Consider the following 12,934-nt stretch of genomic DNA (forward strand, 5'->3'; position numbering starts at 1 on the left):
ACGGCGCCGTTATGCCGCTGGCGGCAAATACCGGTCATTCCCCCCGACGCGACGAGCGCCAAAAAAACACCTTGGAATAGACCTTGCAAGCCAACCCGGCATACGGCGACCGACGTCAAGTTTGCCCAGTGACTGCCGACACTCAGAATTAGCCACAGTATTCAGGAGGGCTGACGTGAACCTGTACATCAACCAGCTACAGCAAAAAGCTGACTTCAAGGAAGCCATCTATTCAGGCGCCATCTTCCTGGACACCCAGTTGGCGACCGCCAAGGAGCTTTGTGGTTTTGCCAAGGAAAGCATCACCCTGGCCTTCGACGGTGAGACCGATCACCAATCCCTGCACAAGATGATGCCGGTCGATGAGTTCGTCAGCCGGGTGACCCGCCTCAAGGGCCAGTTCACCAACAGCCAGCGTGTCAAGGACCTGATCCTGGGGTTTATCCATGAAGTCGGCATCGACCCGCGCGAGTACATCTTCGATGTGCCGCGCCTGCGCGTCGTGCCCAACTACAACTACCTGCATGCCGGCGTCAGCTATGCCTACAAGCCGCATCGCGACACCTGGTACGGCAGCGTCGATTGCCAGATCAACACCTGGATGCCGGTCTACACCATCGCCCCGAACCAGACCATGATGATCAACGCCGGCTACTTCGAAAAGCCGGTGCTCAACACCTCGAAGGACTGGAGCCTGAACGACTGGATCAACAACCAGCGGCACAAGGCCAAGGACAACCTGACCGAGGAAGTGCGCGTGCACCCGGTGCCCCTGGCCGACATCGATACTTCGTCGGAAGTTCGCATTGCCGGCAACACCGGCGACATGCTGATCTTCTCCGGTTCACATTTGCATGGCACCGTACCCAACTACACCGAACAGACCCGTTTCAGCGTGGACTTCCGCCTGATGCACCTGGACGACCTGCAACACAAGCGCGGCGCCCCCAACGTCGACAGCGCCTGCCCGGATGTCGGGGCCGGCTTCAAAGACTACTTCCACGCCCACGACTTCTCGAATTTCCAAGGAATCTATCAATGACCAAGCGCCGCATTACGCCTGCCGAGGCCCAATACAACGAAACCCGTGCCGGCGTGCTCAAGCGGGTCGATGCCGAGTACGTGGCCGACGCACCGTTCGTGTTCGCCAACCGCATCAACGTGACCGCGGCCCTGTCGCGCATGGAGCTGTTCAAGAAGGTCATGGATGTGCCGGGGGCGATCATCGAATGCGGCGTGTACAAGGGCAACTCGCTGATGCTCTACATGCACCTGTCGATGATCCTCGAGCCGTATGCGATCAACCGTTCGATCGTCGGCTTCGACACCTTTGAAGGTTTCACCAGCATCAATAAGGATGAAGACCCGGCCGACATCAACGAGAACATGTTCTCCGACACCGACCAGTCGCTGATCCAGGACATGATCGACGCCAACGACCTGCTGCGTCCGGTCAACCGCATCCCGCGCTGCGAGCTGGTCAAGGGCGACATCTGCAAGACCGTGCCGGAGTTCGTCAAGTCCCGTCCGGACCTGGTGGTGGCCATGCTGATCCTCGACACCGACCTCTACGAGCCGACCAAGGTTGCCCTGGAAACCTTCCTGCCGTACATGCCCAAGGGCGCCATCGTGGTCCTCGACGAGGTTGCCTACCGCAACTTCCCGGGCGAAACCAAGGCCCTGCGCGAAGTGTTCGACATGAACAAGATCGAACTCAAGCGCCTGCCGTTCGACTCGTGCGTGGGTTACTTCCACATCTGACAGCGCCGTGAAAGCAATGCCTGACACTGGCGTTGTTTTCGACGACGTCCTGTACCTGTAGGAGCCGGCTTGCTGGCGATAGCAGTGGTGAATGTGACATCGCCATCGCCAGCAAACTGGCTCCTACAGGGTTCGCGACCCGTTCAAGATATCCCGCCTACTCGCCCTTGAGTACGTCATACGCCTTCAGTTTGTTGGCAATGGTCGTATGGGAAACCCCCAGGCGTTTGCCCAGCAAGCGACTGCTCGGGTGCTCCGAGTACAGGCGCGCCAACACCGCCCGCTCGAACCGACCGACAATCTCGTCCAACCCACCTTCCAGGGAAAATTCCCCCAGCGGCTGGCGCACGCCATAGTCCGGCAAGCGGATATGCTCGGCCTTGACCACCCCACCCTCGCACAGGGAAACCGCCTGGAACAGCACGTTCTCCAACTGCCGGACATTACCCGGCCAGTGATAGTGCGCCAGGCGCTCCATCGCCGCCGGCGCCAGCTTCGGCAACGGGCAGCCGATCTGCCGACTGGCCTGGTCGAGAAAATGCTCCACCAGCGGGGTCAGCCCATCCAGACACTCGCGCAAGGGTGGAATATGCAGGGACAAGACGTTGAGACGGTGATACAGGTCCTGGCGAAACTCGCCCCGCGCGCACAGTTCCGAGAGGTCGACCTGGGTCGCGCAGATCACCCGCACATCCAGGTACACCTCCTCGTCGCTGCCGACCCGACGAAAACCGCCATCCTGGAGAAAACGCAATAACTTGACCTGCAAGCGCGGGCTCATCTCTCCCACCCCGTCGAGGAACAAGGTGCCGCCAGCCGTCAGTTCCAGCAAGCCGAGCTTGCCCTCGGCCCGCGCGCCCTCGAACGCGCCGGGACCGTAGCCGAACAGTTCGGTTTCGGCCATGGACTCCGGCAAACCGGCGCAATTGAGTGCCATCAACGGCGCCTGCCCGCGTGGACTGGCCAGGTGACAGGCCCGCGCCAGTAGCTCCTTGCCGGTCCCGGTCTCGCCTTCGATCAGCAACGGTGCATCCAGTGGCGCCATGCGCCGGGCCTCACGGACCACCGCGGCCATGACTTTCGAACTCTGGAAAATACTGTCGAAGCCGCGCAGCTCCTGCTTGCGCACGTTGTAGATGCGCTCGCCGACCTGGTCGGCGCGATGCAAGGTCAGCACCGCGCCGGCCATTGCCTCGCTGTCATCGTGCTCTGACTGCAACGGGGCGATATCCGCCAGGAAAACGTCACCCTTGATCTTGACCCGCAGACCATTGATCCGTGACTTGTTGGCACGGACCAATTCCGGCAAGTCGAAATCCGGCGCATAACGCGCCAGCGGGATGCCCGGCACCTCGTCGACCCGGACCCCGAGCAACTGCGCCGCCGCCCGGTTGGCCGCGACAATCGAGCCGCCCATGTCGATGGACAGCACCGGAAACTCCAAGGCCCCGAGCAAGGCGTTGAGCTCCATATGCCGACGCTCGCTGGGCATCAAGCCGACGCGTTTGACACCAAACACCCCGGCAATGGTTTCGAACTTCGGTCGCAGGGCCTGGAACTGCAGGTTGATCAGATTCGGGCAGTGCAAATAGATGGCATTACCTTGATCGCCGCCGACCTCACCACGGGCGACGTTGATGCCGTAGTCCACCAACAGGTTGAGAATGTCGCGAAGAATGCCGATGCGGTTCTGGCAGTGCACTTTGATACGCATGGTAAGGCTCGAAAAGGGTGATGGCCGGGACACGCATGCTCCTACAAAAAGCAGCACTTTTTTCAGTACCCCGCAGTTAGTCGTCAAGATTATGTTACACAAACTCGCCTTATCGCCACATCAAAACGCTTTACGCATCAACAAAATGCAAATTCGTAACGTTTTATTTACGAAATAGAGCAATCCACCCTGCCCTTGGCCGCCTGACCCCGGATGCGCACCGGCCCTCAACGGGTTAACACTAGAGCCATCGCTGCACATAACAAGAACGAATCCCCTAGCAGGAGAGCTGTATGAAGCAGACGCACTACGTGGCTCGCGAGCCTGATGCGCAAGGTTTTATCGACTACCCGGCCGCCGAGCATGCCGTGTGGAATACCCTGATCACTCGTCAACTGAAAGTGCTCGAGGGTCGCGCGTGCCAGGAATACCTGGACGGCATCGACAAACTGGCCCTGCCCCACGACCGGATTCCGCAGCTCAGCGAGATCAACCAGGTGCTTGGCGCCACGACCGGCTGGCAAGTCGCCCGGGTGCCGGCGCTGATTCCATTCCAAACCTTTTTCGAGCTGCTGGCCAACAAGCAGTTTCCGGTGGCGACGTTCATTCGCACCGAAGAAGAACTCGACTACCTGCAAGAACCGGATATTTTCCACGAGATCTTTGGCCACTGCCCGCTGCTGACCAACCCCTGGTTCGCCGAATTCACCCACACCTACGGCAAGCTCGGCCTGCAAGCCAGCAAGGAACAACGGGTATACCTGGCGCGCCTGTACTGGATGACCATCGAGTTCGGCCTGGTGGACACCCCGCAAGGTCGGCGCATCTATGGCGGCGGCATTCTCTCCTCGCCGAAGGAAACCGTGTACAGCCTGTCCAACCAGCCCGAGCATCAGCTGTTCGACCCGCTGGAGGCGATGCGCACGCCTTATCGCATCGACATCCTGCAACCGCTGTACTTTGTCCTGCCGAACCTCAAGCGCTTGTTCGACCTGGCCCACGAAGACATCATGGGCATGGTCGAGCGCGGCATGCAGTTGGGTCTGCACGCACCGAAATTCCCGCCCAAGGCCGCCTGATCCGCGACTTTGCCTGGTACGTGCGGCTTTCTCGAACCGACGTTTTCGAATAACGTATTCGAACGGCGTCCTTGAATAAAAAAACCATTTCAGGAATCCACCATGAACACCTTGAACCAAGCCCACTGCGAAGCCTGCCGTGCCGACGCCCCCCAGGTCAGCGACGAAGAACTGCCGCTGCTGATCAAACAGATTCCGGACTGGAACATCGAAGTGCGGGACGGCATCATGCAACTGGAGAAGGTCTTCCTGTTCAAGAACTTCAAGTTCGCCCTGGCCTTCACCAATGCCGTCGGCGAGATTTCCGAAGCCGAAGGCCATCACCCGGGTCTGCTGACCGAATGGGGCAAAGTCACCGTCACCTGGTGGAGCCATTCGATCAAGGGCCTGCACCGTAACGATTTCATCATGGCGGCACGCACCGACGAGGTCAGCCACGCCGCCGAGGGCCGTAAATAATGCATTTCGACGCCATTGCGCGTGTACCCGGCGACCCGATTCTCGGGTTGCTGGAGGCTTATGCCCAGGACCCCAATCCGCGCAAGTTCGACCTGGGCGTTGGCGTCTACAAGGATGCCCAGGGCCTGACCCCGATCCTGCAATCGGTCAAGCTGGCCGAACAGCGGTTGGTGGACGAACAACGGAGCAAGTCCTATATCGGTGGGCATGGCGACCTGCGCTTCGGCAGCCTGCTCAACGAGCTGGTGCTGGGCGCCGACTCACCGCTGATCGCCGCCCAGCGTGTCGGTGCGACCCAGACCCCGGGTGGCACCGGCGCCTTGCGCCTGAGCGCCGACTTCATCGCCCACTGTCTGCCGGGCCGGGGCATCTGGCTCAGCGATCCGACCTGGCCGATCCACGAGACCATCTTCGCCGCCGCCGGCTTGAAGATCAGTCACTACCCTTACGTCGACAGCGACAACCGCCTGAATGTCGAGGGCATGCTCGCCGCCCTGGAACAGGTACCGCAGGGTGACGTGGTGCTGCTGCACGCCTGCTGCCACAACCCGACCGGTTTCGACCTGTCCCACGACGACTGGTACAAGGTGCTGGACATCGTCCGCCGCCGCGAACTGCTGCCGCTGATCGACTTTGCCTACCAGGGCTTCGGCGATGGCGTGGAGCAGGATGCCTGGGCGGCGCGGTTGTTTGCCCGGGAACTGCCGGAAGTGCTGATCACCAGTTCCTGTTCGAAGAATTTCGGCTTGTACCGCGAGCGTACCGGCGCGCTGATCGTCTGCACCGGCGACGCCGAGAAACTGCTGGATGTGCGCAGCCAACTGGCGGCGGTGGCCCGCAACCTGTGGTCCAACCCACCGGATCACGGCGCGGCGGTGGTTACCAGCATTCTCGGCGACCCCGAGTTGAAGAGCCTGTGGGCCGATGAAGTGGAAGCCATGCGTTTGCGTATTGCGCAACTGCGCAGCGGCCTGGTGGAAGCACTGCAGCCCCATGGACTGGCCGAGCGCTTCGCGCATATTGGCGTGCAGCGCGGCATGTTCTCTTACACCGGCCTGTCACCGGCCCAGGTCAAACGTCTGCGCGACGAGCACAGCGTGTATATGGTCAGCTCCGGCCGGGCCAATGTCGCCGGTATCGACGCGACGCGCCTGGATGCGCTGGCGCAGGCGATTGCCGCGGTCTGCAAGGACTAATGTAGGAGCGAGCTTGCTCGCGATGGTAGCCCAGGCGCCGCGAGGCATCAGGCTCTCCGCGTCATCGTTGACGTCCATCGCGAGCAAGCTCGCTCCTACAGTCCTCGCGATCAAACCAGGCTTGCTGAACGCACAAAGCCCCGCGCCACACTCACACGCCCTTCTCGATCAACTGCCCGAACGCCTCGAGCTCGCCCCTCTCCAGGTCCGAGACCAGGATGAAGCGCAGGTGATCGCGTCGCCACGACACCACGTTGTAGCCCCGCAGCGACAGGCTCTCCCGAGCCCGATCAGCCTCGGCCGTCGGCAGGATAAACAGATTGATGGTGTGCTTGGCATGCCGATACGCCAGCGCGGCGGCGGTCTGGTGTTGCAGATAATCCAAACGACCACCCAGCAGCGGATAGCCCTGCGCCGCATAGTCGAAGACCGGTGGCGCAAAGTCGAGCTTGCCGGTAAACCAGGGTTTCACCGTATGCCGGTCGGACGACACCACATCGTTCAAATGCTCGGCCATCAACGAACGCACATGACTGGACACCGCCTCATCCAGCCAGGGTTGCTCGGCGGACGGCGTCACCACGTAGAGCATCAGTGCCAGGCTCAACACCAGGGTTGAAAACACTGGCGCCCACCAGCGCCCCGATAGTGCCCGCAAGCCCTGAATGAAACCGCTGCCCGCCGAGGGACGCGCCGAGACAGCGCTCAACAGGCCCCGGCTCAAGGCCTCGGGTGCGCGGTAATAGGGAGCCTGCATCTTGACGTCGCCGATCAGTTGACGAGTCTGCTCGTGCAGCCGCGCGCACTCGGCGCAACCCGCCAGGTGCCCGGCCACTCGCGCCGCGGTCGCGGCGTCCAGTTCATGGTCAAGATAGCCATGGATCAATTCATTACAGGTCTTGCAGTCGAGGTCATTCATAAGGGTGCAACTTCAGCAGTTCGCGCTTGAGCATCGCGCGTGCCCGGGCCAGCCGTGACATGACGGTGCCCAAGGGAATATCGACGATTTTCGCTATGTCCTTGTAGGGCATGTCTTCCAACTCCTTCAGGACAATCACTTCACGGAACACCGGCGCCAACGCCAGCAATGCCAACCGGACCTGGGCGGCCTGCTGGGCCCGAATGATCTGCGACTCCGGCGTGCACCCATCGGCCAGCGCCGGGTCGTCCTGCAACCACTCTTCGTCGAGGGCCACCCAGCGCGACCCCATCGAGGCCTTGAGCCAGTTGTAGCTTTCATTGCGGACAATGGTCAGGAACCAGGCCTTGGCATTGCCGTCGATGAAACGGTGCTGAAACTTGAACGCCCTGAAGGCACTTTCCTGGACCACATCCTGCGCGGCGCTCTCACTGTCGGTGAGCCAGCGCGCGAGGTTATAGGCCGCATCCAGATGCGGCGCAAACAGCGCCTCGAATCGCTTCATAGTGGCTCCGATACCTTTGTCCCTATAACGGTGAAAGCACTGGTTTTATTCCCGGAAGATTTTTTTTATTTTCCTGGAATAAAGCCCCGCGTCGCCCGGTTTTACAGATGTGAGCTCAATCACTGTAGACCGCCAGCGAGGGCGTTCCCATGGACCTGCACCCAACACCCCACGACAAACGTACCGACGGCCCACTCGACCCCGACCGCCGGACCCTGCTCAAATGCTCGGCCTGGGCCGGCGCGGGGGTCCTCTGGGCCCTGAGCGGCGGTATTCCGCGGGCCTTTGCCCTGGACCAGAATGGCCAGCCCACCGATCCGGCCGCGCTGGCCGCGAATTTTCACTTCGTGCAAATCAGCGATTCGCATATCGGCTTCAACAAGGAAGCCAACCCCGAACCGGTGAAGACCTTGCAAGTGGCCATCGACAAGGTCATCGCGCTGCCCAAGCGGCCGGCGCTGATCCTCCACACCGGCGATATCACCCACCTCAGCAAGCCGGAGGAATTCGACACCGCCGCGCAACTGCTCAAGGCCCTGCCCGCGACCGTGCACTACGTGCCGGGCGAGCACGATACCCTCGACGAGGGAGGCGGCCAACTCTATCTGCAGCGTTACGGCAAGGGCACCAAGGGTAACGGCTGGTACAGCTTCGACGACCATGGCGTGCACTTCATCGCGCTGGTCAACGTCTTCAACTTCCAGGCCGGCCATGAAGCCAACCTCGGCGCCGAGCAGATCGCCTGGCTGGCCGATGACCTGCGGGCGGTGGCGACGAGCACGCCGATCGTGGTGTTCACCCATATTCCGCTGTGGACCATCTACCAACCCTGGGGCTGGGGCACCGAGGACGGCGACCAGGCCATTGCCCTGCTGCGCAAATACGGTTCGGTGACCGTGCTCAACGGGCATATCCACCAGGTGATCCAGAAGGTCGAAGGCAATATCACCTTTCACACCGCACGCGGTACCGCCTACCCACAACCAGCACCGGGTGCGGCGCCGTCACCGGGGCCGATGACGGTGGCCGCCGATCAGTTGCGTAATTACCTGGGGATCACCGATGTCCGCGCGACACAAGGCGATCACCCGTTGGCATTGATTGACTCGACATTGATTTAGGAGAACAGGTGAATGAAAAGACTTTTGCACGGACTGGCGCTGGTTTGCCTGACGGTCTCGATCCCGGTGTGGGCGCAAGATGTGAAAATCGATATCAAGGAATTCATGTTCGGGCCCAAGGACGTGACGGTCGCGCTCGGTACCAAGGTCACCTGGGTCAACGACGACCAGATCCCCCATACGGTGGCCGAAACCCACAAGCTGTTCCGCTCGGCCGCGCTGGACACCAACGACAGTTTTTCCTATGAGTTCAAGACCGCGGGCACCTATGAGTATTTCTGTGCCCTACATCCGCAGATGATTGGGAAAATCATCGTCACCCCTTGACCGTGTAGGAGTCGACTTGTCGGCGATGGCGTCCGCAAGATCGATGCAAGACTTGCCGGCCTCATCGCCGGCAAGCCGGCTCCTACAGGATTCGCATTCCACGTTGCCAAAGTACCTGCCCTGACGAATGGCAGTCGAACACGGGGCGAAAAAGTCTTTCTGTCATTTTCACTGCTGTATCCTGCCCAGGCTTTTTTAAAAGCGCGGATCTACCCAGCGATTTAAAAAACAGACCTTGCGAGGAGCGACGACGATGCATGAGATACCCAACTTCCCCTTCCCAAGCCTGCACGAGACTGAGCAGAAAAACCCGCCACAAACCGCTGCCCAGCAGCCGGTAAACAACGAGGCCGCAGACAGCCTCAAGGCCGACAGCGAAGACTGAACGCTTGCCCGACCGGTCGCGTGAAAGCCCGTTCCCTGGTGTTTTTCACGCCGCCGGATATATTCGCCCCTCCCGAGCTTTTTTCGATTTAACTCCCCTGCAACCCACCCCACGCCGTTATCATAAGCCTCCTATCTTTCTTCTCCGCGGCAACGGTGGTTCTTGTCCATGTCAGATACACAGCGCCCCCTGGCGGTCACGCTGCAAGTCGTTTCCATTGTCCTGTTTACCTTTATCGGTTACCTGAACATCGGCATTCCCCTGGCCGTGCTGCCGGGCTATGTCCACAGTGACCTGGGCTTCGGCACGGTGATCGCCGGGCTGGTGATCAGCGTCCAGTACCTGGCGACCCTGTTGAGCCGTCCCTACGCCAGTCGGGTCATCGATAACCAGGGCAGCAAGCGCGCGGTGATGATCGGCCTGGCCGGCTGCGGCCTGAGTGGCGTGTTCATGCTGCTGTCGAGTTTCCTGCAAAGCCTGCCGTTGCTGAGCCTGACCAGCCTGTTTATCGGCCGCCTGGTCCTGGGCAGCGCGGAAAGCCTGGTGGGCTCCGGCTCCATCGGCTGGGGCATCGGCCGGGTCGGTGCGACGAACACCGCCAAGGTAATTTCCTGGAACGGCATCGCCAGCTACGGCGCGCTGGCCATCGGTGCGCCGTTGGGGGTATGGCTGGTTGGTCAGCTCGGCCTGTGGAGCATGGGGGTGAGCATCCTGCTGCTGGCCGCGCTGGGGCTGTTGCTGGCCTGGCCGAAACAGGCGGCACCGATTGTCGCCGGCGAGCGCCTGCCCTTCCTCCATGTGCTCGGCCGCGTGCTGCCGCATGGCACCGGCCTGGCCCTGGGCTCCATCGGCTTCGGCACCATCGCGACCTTTATCACCCTGTATTACGCCACCCAGCACTGGGCCAACGCGGTGCTCTGCCTGAGCCTGTTCGGCGCCAGTTTTATCGGTGCGCGACTGCTGTTCGGCAACCTGATCAATCGGCTCGGCGGCTTTCGCGTGGCGATCGCCTGCCTGTCGGTGGAAACCCTGGGGCTGCTGCTGTTGTGGCTGGCGCCGGACGCCCACTGGGCATTGGCCGGGGCGGCGTTGAGCGGGTTCGGTTTCTCGCTGGTGTTCCCGGCGCTGGGGGTGGAGGCGGTGAACCTGGTGCCCGCCTCCAGCCGCGGTGCGGCGGTGGGTGCCTACTCGTTGTTCATCGACCTGTCGCTGGGCATTACCGGGCCCTTGGCCGGGGCAATTGCGGCGGGCCTGGGCTTTGCCTCGATTTTCCTGTTCGCCGCCCTGGCGTCGTTTTCCGGGTTGCTGCTGAGTCTTTATCTCTACCGGCAGGCACCGAAACAGCGAGCGGCACGCGACAAGACCTGAGAACTGCTCGTAATCTCAAGAACGCCATAACCCCTGTAGGAGCCAGCTTGCTGGCGATGAGGCCCTTGAGGCTTGCATTGATCATCCGGCCGCCATCGCCAGCAAGCTGGGCTCCTACAAGGAACGTGACAGGATCTAGAAATCGATCTTGCCGCGTCCGGCCTTGATCGCACCGCGCTGGGACTTGCCTTCCAGACGGCGCTTCTTCGAGCCGAGGGTCGGCTTGGTCGGGCGGCGTTTCTTCTCCACCTTGGTGGCACTGAGGATCAGCTCGACCAGGCGCTCCAGGGCATCGCTGCGGTTCTGCTCCTGCGTCCGGTATTGCTGGGCCTTGATCACGATCACCCCTTCGCTGGTGATGCGACTGTCGCGCAGGGCCAGCAGGCGCTCCTTGTAGAACGGCGGCAGGGACGAAGCCGGAATATCGAAACGCAGGTGCACCGCGCTGGAGACCTTGTTGACATTCTGCCCACCCGCGCCTTGGGCGCGAATGGCCGTCCACTCGATCTCGGCATCGGGCAGATGCACATTGTTGGAAATCACCAGCATTTGAAAAGCGTCCGACATCAGGGTGTTCAGGATACCTGATCTGCACTGCGGCGAGCCGGTTCGCCCACGCCCCAACCGTGCAGAAACAACAGACCCGGCGGCCGCCGGGTCTGTTCTTGCAACGGATATGAAACCTACTTCACCGCCAGCAGCGCCTGCTGGGTACTGCGCCGATTCTTGATGCCGTAGCAGACCCACATGAACGCCACCCAAACCGGAATCGCGTACACCGAGACCTGGATGCCCGGAATCAGCAGCATGACGCCAAGGATGAACACCACGAACGCCAGGCACACATAGTTGCCATAGGGGTACCACAGGGCCTTGAACAGCGGGCGCTGTTGGGTCCGATCCATGTGCTGGCGGAACTTGAAGTGCGAGTAGCTGATCATCGCCCAGTTGATCACCAGGGTCGCCACCACCAGGGACATCAGCAATTCCAGGGCCTGTTGCGGCATCAGGTAGTTCATCAGCACCGCGATAAAGGTCACCAACGCCGAGGCCAGGATCGAGCGCACCGGCACGCCGCGTTTGTCGATCTTGGCCAGCGCCTTCGGCGCATCGCCCTGCTCGGCCATGCCCAGCAGCATGCGGCTGTTGCAGTAGGTGCCGCTGTTGTACACCGACAGCGCCGCCGTCAGCACCACGAAGTTGAGGATATGCGCCGCGGTGTTGCTACCGAGCATCGAGAACACCTGGACGAACGGGCTGCCGCTGTAGGCGTCGCCCGAGGCGTTGAGCGTGCTCAGCAGGCTGTCCCAAGGGGTCAGCGACAACAGGATCACCAGGGCGCCGATGTAGAAAATCAGGATCCGGTAGATCACCTGGTTGATCGCCTTGGGAATCACGGTTTTCGGCTTGTCAGCTTCAGCGGCGGTAAAACCGAGCATTTCCAGGCCACCGAAGGAAAACATGATGATCGCCATGGCCATCACCAGGCCACTGACGCCATTGGGGAAGAACCCGCCGTGTTCCCACAGGTTGCTGACCGAGGCCTGCGGACCGCCGTGGCCGCTGACCAGCAGGTAGCTGCCCAGGGCAATCATGCCGACGATTGCCACCACCTTGATAATCGCGAACCAGAATTCCGCCTCGCCGAAGACCTTGACGTTGGCCAGGTTGATTACATTGATCAAGACGAAGAACGCCGCCGCCGAGACCCAGGTCGGCACATCGGGCCACCAGTAGTGAATGTACTTGCCGACCGCGGTCAGCTCCGACATGCCCACCAGGATGTAGAGGATCCAGCAGTTCCAGCCCGACAGAAAGCCGGCGAAACCGCCCCAGTACTTGTGGGCAAAGTGGCTGAACGAGCCGGCAACCGGTTCCTCGACGATCATTTCGCCCAACTGGCGCATGATCATGAAGGCGATAAAACCGCAGATGGCGTAGCCGAGGATCATCGACGGACCGGCGGATTTCAGCACCCCGGCCGAGCCCAGAAACAGGCCGGTACCGATGGCGCCACCGAGGGCAATCAATTGGATATGACGATTTTTCAGGCCGCGTTTAAGCTCGCCCGAAGCAAGGGGTGTATCAGGGGTCATGCGT

Annotated in this window: 14 protein-coding genes; 9 read left to right on the top strand and 5 right to left on the bottom strand. The window is 61.2% G+C overall.

Translation table 11 applies throughout. The features are described from left to right. Positions 1-175 precede the first annotated feature (175 nt). Together AC07VG_RS06905 and AC07VG_RS06910 are read left to right on the top strand one after the other, a co-directional pair. Positions 176-1,042: a 2OG-Fe(II) oxygenase family protein gene (locus AC07VG_RS06905; RefSeq protein WP_495020727.1), complete on the top strand. Its 867-nt coding sequence runs from the start codon at positions 176-178 to the stop codon at positions 1,040-1,042. Further along, positions 1,039-1,761: a TylF/MycF/NovP-related O-methyltransferase gene (locus tag AC07VG_RS06910; protein ID WP_100938982.1), complete on the top strand. Its 723-nt coding sequence runs from the start codon at positions 1,039-1,041 to the stop codon at positions 1,759-1,761. Before AC07VG_RS06905 ends, AC07VG_RS06910 begins: the two co-directional genes overlap by 4 nt. 157 nt (positions 1,762-1,918) lie before the next feature. On the opposite strand, the gene AC07VG_RS06915 is transcribed toward AC07VG_RS06910, so the two are convergent. After that, positions 1,919-3,475, bottom strand: coding sequence for a sigma-54-dependent transcriptional regulator (locus AC07VG_RS06915; RefSeq protein WP_495020728.1), 1,557 nt, complete (start codon positions 3,473-3,475; stop codon positions 1,919-1,921). 293 nt (positions 3,476-3,768) lie between these two features. Between AC07VG_RS06915 and phhA the strand changes: the two genes are divergently transcribed. The 3 genes from phhA to AC07VG_RS06930 all read left to right on the top strand — a co-directional run bounded on the left by phhA (position 3,769) and on the right by AC07VG_RS06930 (position 6,209). Then, positions 3,769-4,554, top strand: a complete 786-nt coding sequence (gene phhA / locus AC07VG_RS06920) for a phenylalanine 4-monooxygenase (protein WP_494999753.1) — start codon at positions 3,769-3,771, stop codon at positions 4,552-4,554. Between the two features lie 102 nt (positions 4,555-4,656). Continuing rightward, complete coding sequence (locus AC07VG_RS06925; protein ID WP_100938979.1) at positions 4,657-5,013, top strand: 4a-hydroxytetrahydrobiopterin dehydratase; 357 nt, start codon at positions 4,657-4,659, stop codon at positions 5,011-5,013. Next, positions 5,013-6,209 carry an amino acid aminotransferase gene (locus AC07VG_RS06930; protein WP_495020729.1) on the top strand — a complete coding sequence of 399 codons (1,197 nt, stop codon included), beginning with the start codon at positions 5,013-5,015 and terminating at the stop codon, positions 6,207-6,209. The genes AC07VG_RS06925 and AC07VG_RS06930 overlap by 1 nt, the downstream gene beginning before the upstream one ends. 151 nt (positions 6,210-6,360) lie before the next feature. On the opposite strand, the gene AC07VG_RS06935 is transcribed toward AC07VG_RS06930, so the two are convergent. Further along, the gene (locus AC07VG_RS06935) at positions 6,361-7,128 is read right to left on the bottom strand and encodes an anti-sigma factor family protein (RefSeq protein WP_494999751.1); all 768 of its coding nucleotides are present in this window, start codon (positions 7,126-7,128) and stop codon (positions 6,361-6,363) included. Further along, the gene (locus AC07VG_RS06940) at positions 7,121-7,633 is read right to left on the bottom strand and encodes a sigma-70 family RNA polymerase sigma factor (RefSeq protein WP_494999750.1); all 513 of its coding nucleotides are present in this window, start codon (positions 7,631-7,633) and stop codon (positions 7,121-7,123) included. Before AC07VG_RS06940 ends, AC07VG_RS06935 begins: the two co-directional genes overlap by 8 nt. A 149-nt stretch (positions 7,634-7,782) precedes the next feature. Between AC07VG_RS06940 and AC07VG_RS06945 the strand changes: the two genes are divergently transcribed. The 4 genes from AC07VG_RS06945 (at position 7,783) to AC07VG_RS06960 (ending at position 10,834) form a co-directional block, all read left to right on the top strand. After that, positions 7,783-8,754 (top strand): metallophosphoesterase family protein, encoded by a 972-nt coding sequence (locus tag AC07VG_RS06945; RefSeq protein WP_494999749.1) that lies wholly within the window; start codon positions 7,783-7,785, stop codon positions 8,752-8,754. Positions 8,755-8,766: 12 nt separating this feature from the next. Continuing rightward, a complete protein-coding gene (locus AC07VG_RS06950; protein ID WP_494999748.1) occupies positions 8,767-9,081 on the top strand; it encodes a cupredoxin domain-containing protein in 315 nt (104 codons plus the stop codon). Positions 9,082-9,334: 253 nt separating this feature from the next. Continuing rightward, positions 9,335-9,466 carry a hypothetical protein gene (locus tag AC07VG_RS06955; protein WP_494999747.1) on the top strand — a complete coding sequence of 44 codons (132 nt, stop codon included), beginning with the start codon at positions 9,335-9,337 and terminating at the stop codon, positions 9,464-9,466. Between the two features lie 168 nt (positions 9,467-9,634). Continuing rightward, positions 9,635-10,834 carry an MFS transporter gene (locus AC07VG_RS06960; RefSeq protein WP_495020730.1) on the top strand — a complete coding sequence of 400 codons (1,200 nt, stop codon included), beginning with the start codon at positions 9,635-9,637 and terminating at the stop codon, positions 10,832-10,834. Positions 10,835-10,969: 135 nt separating this feature from the next. Here AC07VG_RS06960 and arfB read toward each other — a convergent pair whose 3' ends face one another. Together arfB and AC07VG_RS06970 are read right to left on the bottom strand one after the other, a co-directional pair. After that, on the bottom strand, positions 10,970-11,383 hold the full coding sequence (gene arfB / locus AC07VG_RS06965; RefSeq protein WP_191488724.1) for an alternative ribosome rescue aminoacyl-tRNA hydrolase ArfB: 414 nt from the start codon (positions 11,381-11,383) through the stop codon (positions 10,970-10,972). Positions 11,384-11,517: 134 nt separating this feature from the next. Further along, positions 11,518-12,930: an amino acid permease gene (locus tag AC07VG_RS06970; protein ID WP_494999745.1), complete on the bottom strand. Its 1,413-nt coding sequence runs from the start codon at positions 12,928-12,930 to the stop codon at positions 11,518-11,520. Positions 12,931-12,934: the final 4 nt, after the last annotated feature.

The sequence above is a fragment of the Pseudomonas sp. GW821-FHT03C07 genome, from assembly GCF_059420925.1.